This window comes from Alistipes sp. cv1 (genome assembly GCF_900240235.1).
Lineage (GTDB): Bacteria > Bacteroidota > Bacteroidia > Bacteroidales > Rikenellaceae > Alistipes_A > Alistipes_A hominis.
In genome coordinates this window covers 275337-292669 of sequence record NZ_OEPW01000005.1, presented here as the reverse complement: position 1 = coordinate 292669, position 17333 = coordinate 275337, and the positions used below count along the sequence as shown (strand labels likewise).

At 48.1% G+C, this 17333-nt stretch carries 10 protein-coding genes and 1 pseudogene; 10 read left to right on the top strand and 1 reads right to left on the bottom strand.

Going from position 1 to position 17333, the window contains the following annotated elements; all coding sequences use genetic code 11:
• Positions 1-609, bottom strand: a pseudogene (gene traN, locus C1A08_RS09910) (conjugative transposon protein TraN); the annotation flags it as partial.
• Between the two features lie 69 nt (positions 610-678).
• On the opposite strand from traN, the gene C1A08_RS09905 reads away from it, so the two are divergent.
• The 10 genes from C1A08_RS09905 to C1A08_RS09850 all read left to right on the top strand — a co-directional run bounded on the left by C1A08_RS09905 (position 679) and on the right by C1A08_RS09850 (position 17332).
• Complete coding sequence (locus C1A08_RS09905) at positions 679-1080, top strand: hypothetical protein (protein ID WP_101573134.1); 402 nt, start codon at positions 679-681, stop codon at positions 1078-1080.
• Positions 1081-2492: 1412 nt separating this feature from the next.
• Positions 2493-3746 (top strand): site-specific integrase, encoded by a 1254-nt coding sequence (locus C1A08_RS09900; RefSeq protein WP_172970794.1) that lies wholly within the window; start codon positions 2493-2495, stop codon positions 3744-3746.
• A 1187-nt stretch (positions 3747-4933) separates the two neighbouring features.
• Positions 4934-5518 carry a DUF3575 domain-containing protein gene (locus C1A08_RS09890; RefSeq protein ID WP_101573128.1) on the top strand — a complete coding sequence of 195 codons (585 nt, stop codon included), beginning with the start codon at positions 4934-4936 and terminating at the stop codon, positions 5516-5518.
• 14 nt (positions 5519-5532) lie between these two features.
• Positions 5533-6960: a DUF3868 domain-containing protein gene (locus tag C1A08_RS09885; RefSeq protein ID WP_101573126.1), complete on the top strand. Its 1428-nt coding sequence runs from the start codon at positions 5533-5535 to the stop codon at positions 6958-6960.
• A gap of 66 nt (positions 6961-7026) precedes the next feature.
• The gene (locus C1A08_RS09880) at positions 7027-8754 is read left to right on the top strand and encodes an Mfa1 family fimbria major subunit (protein ID WP_101573125.1); all 1728 of its coding nucleotides are present in this window, start codon (positions 7027-7029) and stop codon (positions 8752-8754) included.
• Positions 8755-8999: 245 nt separating this feature from the next.
• Positions 9000-10052 (top strand): FimB/Mfa2 family fimbrial subunit, encoded by a 1053-nt coding sequence (locus C1A08_RS09875; protein ID WP_257937102.1) that lies wholly within the window; start codon positions 9000-9002, stop codon positions 10050-10052.
• A 21-nt stretch (positions 10053-10073) separates the two neighbouring features.
• Positions 10074-11246 carry a hypothetical protein gene (locus tag C1A08_RS09870; protein WP_145996567.1) on the top strand — a complete coding sequence of 391 codons (1173 nt, stop codon included), beginning with the start codon at positions 10074-10076 and terminating at the stop codon, positions 11244-11246.
• Between the two features lie 16 nt (positions 11247-11262).
• Positions 11263-14340 carry a DUF4906 domain-containing protein gene (locus C1A08_RS09865; protein ID WP_101573120.1) on the top strand — a complete coding sequence of 1026 codons (3078 nt, stop codon included), beginning with the start codon at positions 11263-11265 and terminating at the stop codon, positions 14338-14340.
• Between the two features lie 888 nt (positions 14341-15228).
• Positions 15229-16455 carry a site-specific integrase gene (locus C1A08_RS09855; protein ID WP_101573118.1) on the top strand — a complete coding sequence of 409 codons (1227 nt, stop codon included), beginning with the start codon at positions 15229-15231 and terminating at the stop codon, positions 16453-16455.
• Between the two features lie 28 nt (positions 16456-16483).
• The gene (locus tag C1A08_RS09850; RefSeq protein WP_101573116.1) at positions 16484-17332 is read left to right on the top strand and encodes a BRO-N domain-containing protein; all 849 of its coding nucleotides are present in this window, start codon (positions 16484-16486) and stop codon (positions 17330-17332) included.
• The last annotated feature ends 1 nt before the right edge of the window (position 17333 follow it).

Genomic DNA, 17333 nt, shown 5'->3' with positions numbered 1-17333 from the left:
CACGCGCGTGATCTCGTCGAATACCCGTACCGGGTTCACGAAGGTCTCCTGCACGGCCGTCCGGCGTGCCGTTTTCCGGTCGCAGACCTTAAAGCGTATGTAGTCGATGTCGAAAGCCACCTTCGAATGGTTCCGCATCAGCACGTGCAGATAGAACAGATCGCCGTGCACGTAGACTCCGCGCAGCAGTACCTCCATTCCGAAACGCTTGCTGCCGACGCTTCGGATGTCCCGAGCGTTCCGCCTGAGAATCGTGTACATGATCCGGTTGACCGTAAGGGGCGTCTCCCCGGCGAGTTCGTCGAGACGTATGTACGTCTGCCGGTTCGCAAAATCCGAGTAGGGATCTTTGTGCAGTCAGTCCTCCATCTCGATGTTGAGCCGGGAAGGATTTTCGGAATAGACCGCCGTGAAAGAGTAGAAGCATCCGTCGGCCGTGATGACCGAAAAGTTCGTCTCTTCCTCGAAGCCCTGTTTCGCGGCTTTGACGCGCACGACGTTCCGCGCCCCGTCCGCCTTGTCCGCGATCAGGTCGAGACTCCCCAGATCGACATAGACCGCCTCCGAGGGGAAAAGGATGTGGAGCGTTTTGCTGAAAGCGACCTCCACCCGGCAGGGCTCCACGACCTGCCGCTGTGAAAACGTGCGGACGGTATCCTGTGCCGGTGCTTCCGCAAAGTGTGCGGCTGCTCGCTGAAAAAGGATACCGACATCGAGATCAATCCCAAACCGACCCTCGTGGTGGAATACCGGTACACCGATAAAAAGGGAAATAACACGACGCATGAAGAGGTCGGACATATGGCCTCCCTGCTGTTCGACCCTACGGGAGTGTTTCTGCGGGAAATAACCGCTTTCGGGGAACGCTTTACCGACTCGATGGCCTTGCGATCGGAAGAAGAGACGATCGCAGAGATTTCTTTGTCCGACTACCTGGTCCGGTACGGCGAACGGATCGATTATCACTGCGGTAAAGAGGTGATAATTCCGATCCACATCGACGTCACATCCTCTGAAATTACCGTTACGGTCAGCGACTGGGACGAAGGAAAGGTGCAGATTCCCGTGCTGGGGAAATAGAATTAAGGTAAATGTTACTCGGGGCTTAATTATCACCTCGTAAATACAGAGGGTTTTAGCAAATTGATCCGTTTATTGTTAGTATTCATATAGTAATAAAAGCTACACAATAACTTTTTTATTTATCTTTATTTACAACTACAACCAGAGGACTTGTTTTGTTATTTCCGCAGGAGCGCAGGAACACTGTGATAAGCTTTATTTTTATCAACGTCGGAATACATGCTGATTCTAAATTCTACAATACCCCCTTTAATTTGGAGAGTTCATCGGAGGTAAGCTGAAGCTTCTTGAGTTTTTGAATAGTTTTCATGATTTTACGTTTTTAATGTCAAACTAAGTAAGAAGTTATTGTGTGGCTTTTGTATAATTTAAAATGTATTCATACATACCTTTATACGAATCCTCTTTTAAAATTTTAATTTTCTCCGATGGATTACATTTGTTTGCATCAAAATTCCCAGAATAAGAATGTTGACTGCATGTGCCGAAGCAAACAGGGACTAAAATGTAATTTTTACATTTCGTATTGTCAAAGGGAATCTTTATGCGTTCATAGTAAGATTTATTCCAAACCGGAATGCCATCGTTTTGTAATTCTCCAACACAAGCTTTAGAGTCTTTTCAAAAATCACAAGCTGTGCATTTATATAATATTTCTATCGTAGTTAATGACAATTTGATTGTAAGAATCAGCATGACATCTGTATTTCTTACCATAATCTCCTTGATTATAATCCTCACAAGTAGTGAATAAGCATCTTTTAGCTAAATCATATAGTCCATAATTATGCTGTCATCAGTAAGTTATGGACTTTTTTATGAATTCACCATATGTAGCAAAACCGAAACACAAGGGTAAAATGCATCCCTATGCGTCCCAGGTCTTCGTGTTTCAGGCTATTCGGTTAGCAAGGGTATGTGGTCCGTTATAACCTCTATGTGACCCAAATCCTCTCCCCGGCAGTCTGATAGTCGGTGAGCGATCCGGCTGGCACTTTAACGCAATCATCTGAAATAGCGTTATTAAATGGTGTCGGATTATTGGAAACAGTGACAACTTGCAGTATGTACCTTGCCCGGCAAATTACCTTTTTTACCGATTCCCGTTCGAAAACGATTCTTCTGGGGCCGTTCGATTGTCCGGAAGAAGACGGCCGCAGATGTCAGACCCTCCGTTGCATGTCGACAAACAGACAAATAAGCGTATCTTGGGGCCCTTATGTATCATTTCAGACACGGGTAATGCCGCAAGGAAACAGAGAAAAAATGGAAAACTACAAATACCATCATGCAGAATTCCCGATGCTTCCATTCGAAGGGCCGTAGTGGGAACACCTGCACTTATGCTTTCGGGTGTGCTTTACCGGTGTTTATCGCAAGAGTTTATAAACCGATCAAAGCACAACGCAATGAAAACCTCCATTACCCCCAGGCTCAACTACCGACCAGACTCGGCGGGGCGCCGTGCGCTCATCGTCCAGGTGATCCACAACCGCCGCCGCAGCATCCTGACCACCCCTTACCGCCTGCGCCCCGAAGAGTTCGACGCCCGGAGAGGGCGTGCCGTGGCTACGAACCGCGGCAAAGCCCACCTCACCTTGATCCGCGATGCGAATGAGTGCATCGAAGAGTATATCCGGCAACTGCGAGCCATCGCCGACCGCCTTCACGAGACCGGCAAACCTTACACGGTATCGGACATCACTGGAACGTATAAGCTCGGCGGCGACAACCGCTACGTGGAGATCTTCGCAGAGCATGTTGCCCGCGAACTCGAAAATGCTGGACGCTTCGGCACGGCCCGCTCGTACCGCTCGCTCCGGAGCGCGTGGGTCAAGTTCGCGGCCCACCGCCAATGGCGCTTTTCGCAGCTCGACGGCGGTACGGTCTCCGCCTTTGCGGCCTACCTCGAAAGCCGGGGCCGCAAGCGCAATACGGTAACATTCTATCTGAGGACCCTGCATGCACTCTACAACCGCGCCCGCGTGTACGGCTGCGCCCCCATCCACCGGGACCCGTTTCCGAACGTGTCGTTCAAGCCCGCCCGAACCCCGAAACTGGCCGTCAACCGCAGTCTGCTGCGTATCCTCGCCACCAGCGATTTCGGGGACCGCGAACTGAACGAGGCTCGCGATATGTTCCTGTTCAGTTTCTACGCACGGGGCATGTCTTTCGTCGATATATGCTATCTGCGTAAGGAGAATATCCGTGGCGGCACGCTGCACTACGAGCGGCAGAAGACGCACCAGCCGTTCAGCGTGGCCCTTACGCCGCAACTGCAGGAGATCATCTCCCGCTACGACGATCCCGCCTCCCCGTGGGCGCTTCCCTGCATGGGGCGGGGCATGATCCGCTCGGCATTCAGAAACGAAGAGATGGCTGGCGACATGCCGCCCGGAAAACTATATACCTTTTACCGCATGGCCCTGCAATACTATATCACACAACTGAAGAAAGTCTCGCGGAGCGTGGGCTGCCGCCGGCTGACCTTCAACGTGGCCCGGCATACGTGGGCGACCGAGGCCCGGGGCATGGGCGTCCCGATGCCGCATATCAGCGAAGGCCTGGGCCACACCTCGGAACGGACGACGCGATGCTACCTGGCGCAACTCGACAGCGGCACGGTGGACCGGATCAACGAAAAAGTCACGAAGCTGTATTGAAAAAGAGGGAACGGGGGAAACCGCCCTAAGCATGCGATTCGCTATGTTTAGCGAAAAACCAAAGTAAAATCGCTATGTTTAGCGAATCTTGTCTGATTTCGTATCCTTGCTGCCAACAAACAGACAAAACCGGACTGGTCTTCATTTTATGATACAAAAATATACATTATCTGCGTTTTATGCAAAAAAAATATAAGAACAGTAAATCAGGATAGTCCGGGTACGGAGTTTTCTTGATAAGTCCGTCCGTTTTACCGCGTCCCCGATTGTTTTACCGCATCGTGTCCTATTCGGACCTATTATCGCCATGCAACCGATCCCTCCACAAACCGCACAGTAAGCGGTCTGGAACGCTTTTTTTCGTACATCTCCGCGCCGTCTTGCAGCGCATTGTTTTACCGTTTCGATATTTGCCGGTCTCCCGCAGTCTGGTTATAACCAATGCATTATGTCTCGTATCATTTACCCGGAAATGCGATTGCGTTCCGGTAAAACATTGTCCGTGATATTTCAGGCTGTGTATAAGCGCATTATACACAGCAATTGTTTCTGGTTTTTCGCTAAACATAGCGAATCGTTGTACAGTCCCTCTGCGGGCCTTTGTTAGATTGCGGCACACGGCACCATAACCGGTTAGTTTTTAACACAAAACGAAACCCGTATATGGAGAAAAGGCTGTATATGCTGTGTCTTACTCTCTGCCTGTGTTTCATAGGTGCAGGGGCTTTCAATCTCCTTCGCGCCCAACAGTCGGCGTCAAGGCCGATCTATCGTACGGAGAGTGCTGTCATCGGATACCGATCGGTTACCGGTATCTATGGTCTTTTTATAAAAAAATCACAGTTTTTTTTCGAATCCACCGGCTTGCATGGTGGGGATGCCAGTTTCCGATATAGTTCGGGAAAGACACCGCATGTCGTACGGTTCTCGGGAGAGGGTCCGTACCGGTGTTTAGAGAATGCGATTTGTGCCGGCAATGCTTTGTACGCCGGAACGAAGGCGTTCTTTGTATCAATTGACTCCCGCCGCTTTCCGGAGGTGTCTATCATCATACCTATCAACGATACATGCCAGACCATGGAGTTGCCGTGTCCGTCTGTATTGCCGCTTTTTATTGCCTGGGCTGAAGCATCGTAGTTAGATATTTGAATAAATGATATGGTAAAACGATAAATAGAAGATAGAAAATGAAACGCGCGCTTTTATTGTTTACGATAGTCGTTTCCTGTGTCTCGCAGGAACTCTATGCGCAGAAGGTGGCGGTGAAAACCAACCTGCTTTCCGATGCTTTTTTCAGCCCGAATCTGGGTGTTGAAGTAGGGTTCGCCCCCAGGTGGACATTGGACGTGAGCGGACAGTTCAACGGATGGACGCTTTCGCATGACAGGCGGTGGAAGCACTGGGCAGTGCAGCCGGAAGTTCGCTATTGGCTATGCGACCGCTTCGGCGGACACTTTTTCGGTGCGCATTTACATGGCGGACAGTACAACATCGGCGGATTCGACGGGAAAATCAATATGTTGGGCACTGACTTCCGGAAGCTGAAAGATACCCGCTATCAAGGCTGGTTTATCGGTGCGGGCGTATCATACGGCTACGCCTTTATCCTTGGCCGCCATTGGAATCTGGAAACGGAAATCGGTTTGGGCTACTCTTATACCCGCTATGACAGGTATCGGTGTAGCGGATGCGGCAAAAAGGTGGAAACGGACAAGCCCCACCACTACATGGGCCCCACCAAAGCGGCCATCAACCTGGTTTATCTATTCTAAAAAATGCAACTAACATGAAAAGAACAATACTCATACCGGTAATCCTGTTGGGATTGGGACATTTGCCAGAAGCGGTAGGACAAAATACCGATACTGTCATACCTGGTGTTTCCGTTGAAAATTCCAACATGAATCGAGAAGGAAAATACCTTGCCGTGGAGATAAATTTGGATATAAACAAACTTGATGTGGATGCCAACCGTACCGTGCTGCTCACGCCGCGTTTGGTCAACGGGACGGATTCTCTTGACCTGCCCTCGGTGGGAATTTACGGGCGCAGGCGGTACTACTATTACGTACGGAACGGCATGGGCTGTATCTCGGGGGAAAATGAAACGGTTTATCGCGCGTCGGGCAAACCGAACAGTCTGGCATACAATAGCCTTACGGAGTACGAAGACTGGATGGACGGGGCAACGCTTAAATTCCACCGCAGCGATTGGGGGTGTTGTCACGAGATATTGGCGGAATACGAAGGCGTATTGGGGCGTCATCGAGAGGCTTTCTTCCCGGAATTGATATTTGTGCAACCCGAAGCGGAAATCATGAAAAGTCGTTCGTTATCCGGATCGGCATACATAGACTTCCCGGTCGACCAAACGGCGATTTATCCCGATTACCGTCGCAATACGGTCGAATTGGGCAAGATACAGGCGACTATCGACTCCGTACGCAACGACAAGGATGTCTCCATCACTTCCGTGTGGCTGAAAGGTTTCGCTTCGCCGGAAAGTCCCTACAAGCACAACACGGAGCTGGCCATCGGGCGTACAGCCGCACTTAAAAAGCACATCGGGCAGCTGTACCACTTTGCAGACAGTATCATCCGGACAGACTACGAACCGGAAGACTGGGCGGGCCTGCGCCGTCAGGTGGAACAATCGAACATTAACCATCGCGGGGAGATTCTGGCTTTGATAGACAGCGACATGGAACCGGATGCCAAGGAGGCAAAGATCAAGCGCACTTACCCGGAAGAATACCGCTTCATGCTGCAACATTTCTATCCGGCGTTGCGCCATACGGACTACCGCATAGACTACGCCATACGCACGTTCAGCGAAGTGGAAGAGATAAAGCGCATTATGGCTGAGCAGCCGCAGAAGCTAAGTCAGAATGAGTTCTACCTCGTTGCCGGAAAGTATGAACCGGGCACGGATGAGTTTACCGATGTCTTTGAAACAGCCGTGCGTATGTTCCCGAACGATGAGATTGCAAACCTCAATGCCGCCAATGCCGCTATCCGGCGCGATGATTTTGAAACGGCACATAGGTATCTCGACAAGGCAGGCGACTCCGCCGAGGCTGTCTATGCACGGGGCGCATTAGCCATACGCAAGAAAGATTATAACACGGCACGCCGGTACCTGAGCAAGGCGAAAGAGATGGGATTTGAAAAGGCCGGCAGGACGCTCGACGAACTGAACGAAAGATTGCAATGACCTCAAATAGACAGGATAAACCAAGAGATAAGGAACAATATTTTCAAACATTTTAATTTATCGACAATGAAAAGAAATTTTTTATTCATGTCCATGCTGGCAGCCCTGTTTATGGCAGGATGCTCACAGGAGGAGATTACTCCTGGCGGCGAGGACAACGGTAACGGTGAGGCCAATACCAGCTATATGGCCGTAAACCTGATGTCCTCTGATGTGACAGGTACTCGTGCCGCTGCCGGTTACGAGGATGGAAGTGAAGCCGAAAACGATGTTGAAAAAGTCCGTTTTTATTTTTTCACCGCGAACGGCGCCGTTGCTAACGTTAAACTTTTAAACGGCAGCTATGTAAACTTCTATGACTGGGAACCCACTGATGCGGATCAGACGTTTCCTGACGGAAATGGCAACGATGATATCGGAAGTAAACTCAAGGCCACGATTGTCATCAGTACCAAGGACGGAGACAGACTTCCGCAGAGAATTGCGGCTGTGCTGAATCCTCCCAGAGATGATGATGGTAATGTCCTTTTGGGTAACACATCAATGAGCCTTACCAATCTGAAGGCTGTTGCCGCCGATTATGCCGCCACCGGTCTGACCACAAAAGGCAAATTCGTGATGTTCAATTCCGTATATGGGGAAAATAGCGCAGAGGTATGTGCTGTCCCTATCGAGTCTGACCATCTACAGAAAACTGAAGCCCTTGCCAAGGCCAACCCCGTCACAATCTATGTCGAGCGTAGCGTGGCCAAGGTCAGCGTTGCCCTGGGTTCTGCTGTAAGTGCTGCCGGCAGTGACAAACTTGCACTGAAAGATAAGGATGGTAATGACCTCAAAGTACCAGTAGGTGGAGAACAGGTTTACCTGAAACTCAACGGTTGGAGCCTGACCGCCGAAACCGATGAGGGCAGATTGGTCAAGGCTATTGATCCCACATGGACAAGTAGTTGGTGGAACGGCACACACCGCAGTTTCTGGGCCATCAATTCTGAGGATGCCGCGAACGACTATGATACTTACAACAACACTATCAATAATGCCTTTAGCACTTCATTGTACACCAATGAGAATGCTTTGGATTATGCGAGTTCCTCTATCAACCGCACCAAGGTTATCCTCAAGGGGACTCTTTGTAAGGCAGACGGTACAACGCCTTTCACTATTATAAGACACTTGGGTATCTATTCTGCCGACACATATTCTACGACCGAGTCTTCAAACCTCCCCGTATTGAAGGCAAGTATTCTCAATCAATTGACAGCCGGTGGATATACTTACTATTCGGGAGACAACACGACACGTACAGGGCTTAGTGCCAGCGATCTTAAGATTGTAATCGTGGGACAGGCAACATCCGAGCCAAGCGATGGAAAAGCGCGCAACTGCTATGTATATGCCCAGTTGACAGATGTCGCAAAAGCGAAGAAGTGGTACACTTCTTCAAACACCGCCGTGACGGCAACTGTTTCATCCGATGTCATTAACGGCAAACTTGCAGACAAGGATATAGTTGACAGGGCTCTGGTCTGGAAGTCCGGTATGACCTACTATTACTATGAGATTGTTCATCATAAAGAAGCTAATCAAACTAACGAAACGGCTACCAAAGGTATAGTTCGCAATCACATATATAAAACAACCGTGACTAAGATCGCCGGTCTCGGCACCCCTGTTTACGATCCCGACCAGGTAATTTATCCCGAGAAGCCCGAAGACAATGACCACTACATCGCTGCTGAAATCGATATCCTGTCTTGGCGCATTGTCGAGAACAACTATGAGTTGAAGTGGTAATATGAACCCGGACGCCCGAAGGCGTTCCTGATACATACAGTGTGGGAGGCGGCTCCCGTCTCCCACACATATTAATTAAACAGAATAACGAATACAGTACCCGCCCACCGGTACACAAGGGAGGTGCGGCATCGGAGACCTGAACGCAAGACAGGTATCCCATTTGACGAGAAAATCCGGATGCGGAAATTCCGCACACAATATATAAATATCAAGAAAGAGTAAACGATATGGATATACGGGCAATGATAAGGAATTTGGCAGCCAAGGTCTGCGTGGCGTCAGTCTGCCTGTCGGCTCTTCCGTCCTGCGACAGATGGTTCTACGAGGAAGAAGGCGACTGTTCGGTATATTACCGGCTCAAATTCCGTTACGATAAGAACTTGAAGTGGGCTGATGCTTTCGCAAACGAGGTTTCATCAGTTCACCTGTATGCCTTCGACAAATCGGGTGTACTGGTATGGCAGCGTGAAGAACAGATAGATCCGACTACGGCGGAGAACTACTCGATGTCGCTCGACCTGCCCGCCGGCGATTATCGACTGTTGGCATGGTGCGGTCTCCGGAACGATGGCGAGCGTGAAGAGTCTTTCTCCGTACCCGAAGCCCGTGTCGGCGAGACCCGTATGAAGCAGTTGCAGTGTGCCCTGAACCGTAAGTACGACGAGTCCGGCGCATACAGCAAAGAAAGGCTTTACCGCCTCTTTCATGGCACTTTGGATGTGTCGCTGCCCTCGAACGATGACGGGGACAGTTACGATTACACCATGTGCCTGACCAAGAACACCAATCATGTCCGCGTCATACTGCATCACCTTTCGGGAGAGGATGTGGATGTGAATCAATTCGCCTTCCGTATAGAGGACGAGAACGGTTTGATGGCTCATGACAATGAATTGATGGAAGACGAGAACATTACCTACCGTCCTTGGAAAACGCAGAACGGCGAGGCTGGCGTAGGAAAAGATGATACCCGTGCCGTCATCCAAGTAAAGGGGGCCATCGCCGACCTGACCGTGGGACGTATGATGGAAACACATCGTGAGAAGATGTTTCTGACCATCGCCGGCAAAGAAGACGGCGAAACGGTGGCCCGCATCCCGGTGATAGACTATGCGCTGTTGGCAAAGGACTATTACGAGGAAGAGTACAACCGTTCGATGACCGACCAGGAGTTCCTGGACCGCGAGGACGACTATGTGATGACATTCTTCCTTGACGAGGACAACCAGTGGATCAACAGCTACATACTGATTCACTCTTGGCGTGTGGTGCCGAGTAACATTGAAATTGAATAATCAGGAAGAAAGGTTGGACTGATGAAACCGAACATTATACATAGCATTGTAATCTGCCTGACGGCATTCGCATTGCTTTTTATGGTGGCGTGCAGCAGTCAGGAAGAATCCTTGCCGGACAACGTTACGGAAGCTGTCCTGTATCTGAATATCGCCACCATAGGACAAACAAGGGCGAGTACGGCAGAACTGCCCGACAACGAGAAGATGAACAGTGTACGCGTGGTTGTACTACATGCGGCTGACGGAACGGTGGAACATAACCGCCACTTTTCGCTGGAGGGTGCGCAGGCACAGAAAACCATTTTACTCAAGGTAACACCGAACGAAAAGAAGAAGATATTCCTCTTCGCCAATGAAGAGAGCGTGTCCACGGTAGAAGGTGTAACTGTAGAGGGTGAAAATCAAACGCTGACCGCTTTCTTCAACAGTTATACAGAAGGAATGCCCGGCTTTGAAGCCGTGGTGAACAACCTCTACTTCGCTCCGGACTATTCGGGCGGAAAACCCATCCCGATGTCCTCCATGTACGAGATAGATTTTCCTGAAAAAGGGAATTTCGACGGGACGTTCTACGTGGTACGTGTCGCCACCAAATTCATGGTGAACTTTATGAACTGGCGTGGAGAGGAAGTAATTGTGGACAATTTCACCATAGCGAGCCATGCCGACAAGAACTTTCTGATGGCGCATGTCAATGACAGCGAACAGAACGAGCAACTTTTCAACGGAAAAACTTGGATAGATTGGTTGAAGGAGGTTTCCGACGCCTCGTCCGAAAATGACGATTACGCCGTCACGGAAGCCGCCGGCTGGCTGAAAGACTACGAACTGCCGGCACAAGCGGATAAGGCAATCACCTATACCCACGGGACGGTTACCGTTGGAAAACCGACAGTGGATATAGACAACCTCGATAACTCGAAACCGGGTGTGGCGAAGAATATTCCCGTTTTCTACCTGCCCGAAAGCAAGAGCCCCAAAGCGGGAGCAACAGACGGCGAGCAGGAGTACACCCTGACAATCAAGATAACCGGAAGGGATGAACCTTTCGTCTGCAAGTTACCCAACTTGAAGGCACTTTTCCGCAACACCCATGTCGTGGTGGATATAACAATGTATAATAGTAATGAAATCATAGTGGATGTGATTCCATATAGCGAGGTAATCCTTGAACCGGAATTCGGATTATAAAACAATAAATAAGTATATGAAGCATTTTGTACGACATACCGTTCTCTTCCTGATGATTTCAACCGTTACAGGTTGTTATGACGAATTTATGAAGGAAGAAACCATAGGTGAAGGCAAGGCAAGTATATCCGCCACGTTGGATTTCAAACCCATGTCCTCGGCACTGAGCCGGACACGGGCTGCCGGAGATGCATTAAAGGGTATCAATAGCTTGCATATATTGTTGTATGATCACAGTACAAAGAAGTTAATAAACAGTTGGGAGATAGAAGAATATTCCGTGTCCGATGAAAAACGTGATGATACGAATGCTGAAAACGGGAACAGTGCGGAAACAAGTACCAAACGCGCCACTTTCAAGCTGCCGGAGGAAATCAACTTCGGCAAATATTATATGTATGCCGTGGCGAACATCCCAGACCTGCTTACAAATACGGCCTATTCTGATGCCATACAAACGATAGACGAGCTCAAAAGTATTCCCCTCACATGGGACTCTAAAGACGTGGTTAACAATGGTCAGATGATTGGCTTTTTCACAAAAAGCTCCGTTCCCGCTCTATCGGCGGACGACGAGTCTCTTGTAGTAAATGAAAAAAGCGTAAAACTCCACGCGTGGCTACGCCGTGCGGCTTCCAAAGTGACCGTGGCATACGACGGTAGCGCATTGAAAGAAGGAGTGTTTATCTATCTCCAATCCGTGCAGATTAAAGATATTCCTTTGCAATGCTATTTGGGAAAGGAAAATAATGTGGGAAAAGAGGGGTACACCTTGAGTGTGCCAGAGACCGGGCCTGATATGATTGATGGAGAAATCATTACTTATCATGAAGGAGATATAACAGAAGGTTTTGAATACGGAGAAGGCTGTGCAGACCATCGTGTCGCGGTAGGTAGTCCCCATTTCGGTTCTCACGATGAAACAGCTCCCGCACTATACTTTTACGAGAATATACAGGGAGCGGGTAGTAGTATGCCTGACAAGAGGCAGGATTCAGACGGTAACGGGATATTGGATTTCCCCGGATTGCCGAACAAGCCGGATAAATACCCTGATTACCGCCTAAAAGATAACGTACCTTACGGTACATACATTGAAGTACATGCGCACTACATCTCCAACAATTCCGAGCGATTGGGTAACGGGCACATCATTTATCGTTTCATGCTGGGACAGGACGTGATACATGATTATAACGCCAAGCGCAACTGCCACTACAAGCTGACATTGAAATTCAAAAACTTCGCGAACGAGGCGGACTGGCATATCGAGTACGAGGAGCCGGAGCCGGGCGTGATGACTCCTGAGCCCTATTATATCTCATACCTGTACAACCATTCCATGATGTATCCCATTAAGGTGAATACTGGCGGTCGAAAGATAGAGTACATAAAAGCGGAAATCAAGGAAAACAATTGGGCGCCCCATAACGCCAGCAGCGATATTTATTATACGGGTGCTCTGAATGGTGTTGACGCACCGTGGAACGGTTTCCTGTCATTACATAAAACAACGGAAACGGTCCTATATGCAGATAAAATCGGAACAAATGAGCAATACTACAATACTGTTCCTAAACGAGGAGAACGTGAATATAAAGATTTTACTTTGCCCGACGGTAAAATATCCGAAGATTTTACGACTGCCGGTTCTGAATCGGACGATAAATACCGTGTAGAGAAACATCCTACGGAAGAGAATACATACAACATATATATTCCTATGTACACGCGCGCCAAGCAGATGATATCAACGACCGGATACACCGGAAACAATCCTTACGTGGCATATCAGAGATTGGCGAGAGTCGAGATTACAACTAAGCTGGAAGGATTGGATGAGTGCTTTTATAATGAAGTTCCGATATACCAGGTACGTCGTGTCGTGAATCCGAAGGGCATATATCGATCTTCCGAAAATAATAAGTCGTTTCATGTCGTGTTGAAGCGATTGCCGAGAGAGAATGACCAAATATTCAAGACATTCCAATCCGAAGGCCCATGGAAAGCCTATGTCATCAAGAGATATAACGGAGATGGAATCACCCTGTCGGTAACATCGGACAAAACAGAGTTAAAGGATGATCCGGAATATGGAAAAGCCATATATGGTAAAACCGGCAGCGAGATTGACTTCAGCGTGGATTTCTCCGGGAGTTCGACAGAGAACCGTTACGCTATTATCCGCGTGGAATATCACAATTATACCTGCCAGCATCTGATTTTCATACGGCAAGGTGACAAGCCTGACGATTTGGTTACAGGCGGCGTGAAGTGGTATGCCAAGAATATGAAGACTTCGACCGACCTGGCTTCCACTCCGTTGGACGAAGGGTCGCTGTTCAAATTCGGAAATTGGAATCAGCCGATAGACGCATTGAGTAATAAAAACCCATTTGAACCGTGGATAAATGTCACGCCGGAAGATTTCAAAGTATATCCTGAAGATGGCTTTACCAATGCAGGAACTGGAGTCAAAATGGAGTGGACAACCATTACTAATCTTGGTAAGGACAATAAGTTCGGTGCTCCTCAAATGGCGAATGCCAGGGTGGCTACAGCCGCAGACTTTTGGGAATTGAGGGCGGATAGTGTAGAGCAGGGATACGGTGTATTGTACGGAGATGATGCCACGGAAACGGCCGATGATATCGTAGATGCTTACGGCTATGACTATGAACACAGTACGTCTGGACGTGGAATGAGAGGCTGTTTCGCGTATAACAGCGATACGGGCAAAAATCTGTTCTTCCCCATTGGCGCCTCCGGCTACGGACACAGAAAACAAAGCTATACTGCCAGTTGGGGAGATCCTGAAATCCTCAATGGAGTATTAAGATATGCTGGCGGCCGAACAAAATTATATCCAGATCCTAAAGATCGTCCGTTGTTTTACGACATATACAAACGACCGGGAGCCATCTATTGGTTAAACGCGGAGATTCCTAAAGACTACTTTACGCCGACGGATGGTGCCAGCCTGGGATGGGATATCAACTATTTTTCATTTGATTTCAATTTTATCAGTACGGACAACCTAATTAGATCCGGAGGTTCGGATGCTTGCTTTGTGCGTTGCGTAGTAGATCCATAATCATGGGAGAAGAATCAAATTTGACGATTAGCGGTGATGTAAGTAAATTGTGTATCAACGGGAAAAGTAGAATAAAATCGGAGCAGCCTTAAAAGAGAACAAATGTAACCGGACAAGAGAGTGCAAGCTGGAGATGGAAGCAAAATATCATCCGACACTGAATTGTACGCAGCCACCGACCTCTCCTATATCGAGATATGCCGGCAGTGCGGGGGACTCTCAACGGATTTTCCCGTTATGTCAGTACCTACCATCGCCATTTGATGCAGGAACGCAACGGTATCAAATGAGTCCTGAGGAAGCCGGTAATATCAAGATGAACCAGCGGCACGGAGTTCTGAAACCCTACCTCGACAGTCTGACTGAAGCGTTAATTAAAAGGGTGAAACGTGGGAAGAAAGGTCGGAAATAAACGGCCGGGCGGGGATTGCATTCCCAATTACGTGTCCTGTGTAGGTTGGCAATAATAACATAGGCAACACAAAGAGAAAGGACAGAGTTTAAAACTTACGCAAGGCACATTGAGTATTCAATGAAAAAGCACTTGCAAAGGAATTTGCAAGTGCTTGATTTTTAAGCTCCTCAACTAGGACTTGAACCTATTACCCCCTGATTAACAGTCGTATTATTTACTTTATATTTGTTTTCTTTTAGTTGTAATTTTTTTATAAAATACTATTTATTAGGCATTTATTATTACAATTCGAAAAATGTAATTTCCTTATTTTTCTTCTAAATTCAATAGTTGTGTGCAAATTGTGTGCACCATTTTTAGATTGTTAATCTTGTTATTATATTTGTTTTTCAGATATTTATACTATATTTGTAAAACTGATAAGGTAAATTTGTGTGCACCATTTCAGGTTTAATCGTTTAACGGGGATCAATATGTATAACTATTCGAAAGACGGAATCACGGTCTCATCCATTCTGGATGACCGTAAGGAGAATAAGAACGGATCGTATCCTGTAAAAATCCGTGTGACATTTAAACGTGTACGCAAGTATTATTCGACGGGTAAAATGTTATCTGTCGATGATTGGGGAAGATTGCCTAATACCCGTTCACATGAATTGGGGGAGATTCGGAAAGATATAGAGAATAGCTTTTCGCTTGTTAAGGCCAATGTAATCGCATTGGCCGAGAAAGGCGAGTTTACTTTCGACGCGCTGAATGTGCGTTTAAGCCGTAATGCAGGAGATACCATTAATGCCGCTTTCCAAGTCAAAATTGACAGCCTTTTAAAGGAGGAACGGATCGGTACGATGCTTTACTATGATAACATTCTGAAAAATGTCGAGAAATTCGGAGGCAAACAAATTCCATTCGATTATATCACGGTCGATTGGCTCCGGCGTTTCGAAAAGTTTTTGTTGAAAGATAAAAACCATACGACCGTCGGAATGCATATGCGGGCGATCCGTGCCATGATGAACCTCGCCCGGAAGTCCGGAGCGATCAAAGAATCCCAATATCCTTTTGGAAAAGACCGCTATGAGATCAAAACCGGCGAGGGTCGGAAAAAAGCGTTGACATTGGAACAGATAGCACAAATTCTGAAATACGAGGACGGGAAAGACACGGAACGTTACCGTGACATATGGTTTTTTATGTACTTATGCAACGGCATCAATACCGCAGACCTCGTGCGATTGAAATATAAAAATATTGTAGACGGGGAGATTTGTTATGTACGTCAGAAAACAGCCAATACAACGAATACCATCAAAGAAATTAAAGCGATTATTACGCCGGAGATGCAAAGAATTATGGATCGTTGGGGAAATCCCCCGAGTCCGGATAGTCTGATCTTTCCTCTTATCAAACCGACCGACGATCCGTTGATTCATAAAAAGCGCACGAAAGATTTGACTAAACGTATCAATGAACATATGAAAGTGATCGGAGAAAAGTTCGGCATCGACGGGATCAGCACCTACACGGCCCGCCATTCCTACGCTACGGTTCTGAAACGGAGTGGGGCGAACATCGCCTATATTTCCGAAAGCCTCGGACACAACAGTCTCAAAACAACGGAAAGTTACCTCGCCTCGTTCGAGAAAGAGGAACGGCAGAAGAACGCCGCTTTGCTGACGAATTTCGGAAACAAATAATTACCTTTATACAGAAAATTATCCGGCCATGACAAAAGAAAATGCGATCAAACTGTTCGAAGATAAACAAGTCCGTTCCGTATGGGACGAGGATGCGGAGAAGTGGTATATATCCATTGTGGACGTGGTTAGCGCACTAACCGACAGCATGGATGGACGAAAATACTGGAACAAACTGAAACAGCGGCTGAAAGAGGAAGGAAATGAAACGGTGACAAATTGTCACCAGTTGAAAATGCAGGCTTCCGACGGAAAGATGCGTCTGACCGACGTGGCCGACATCGAACAGCTTTTCCGCCTGATCCAGTCTATCCCCTCGCCGAAAGCCGAGCCGTTCAAAATGTGGCTGGCCGAGATCGGGCGCGAACGTCTGGAAGAGATCGACGATCCGGAACAAGGCATCGACCGAATGATGGAGTATTACCACCGCAAAGGTTATTCCGACAACTGGATCAACCAACGGCTGAAGTCCATCGAAGTCCGGCGCGAGCTGACCGACGAATGGGAACGCCGGGGCGTGAAAAAAGGGCAGGAGTTTGCGACGCTGACCGATATTATTACGCACGGATGGGCGGGTATGACTACGAAAGACTACAAGCGTTATAAAGGTTTAAAGACCGAGAGCCTGCGCGATAACATGACCAATCTGGAATTGGTGCTGAACATGCTGGCCGAAGCGACCACGACCGAAATATCGAAAGAGAAACAGCCGAAAACGGTTGCCGAGAACCGGAAAATCGCGTATCAAGGCGGAACGATCGCCGGGAATACCCGTAAGGAGATCGAAGCCAAAACGGGTAAAAAAGTCGTTTCGCGCTTAAATGCCAAAGCCCTGAAAGCAGTTGAGGCGGATTCTGCCGATAAGAAAAAGAAATAAC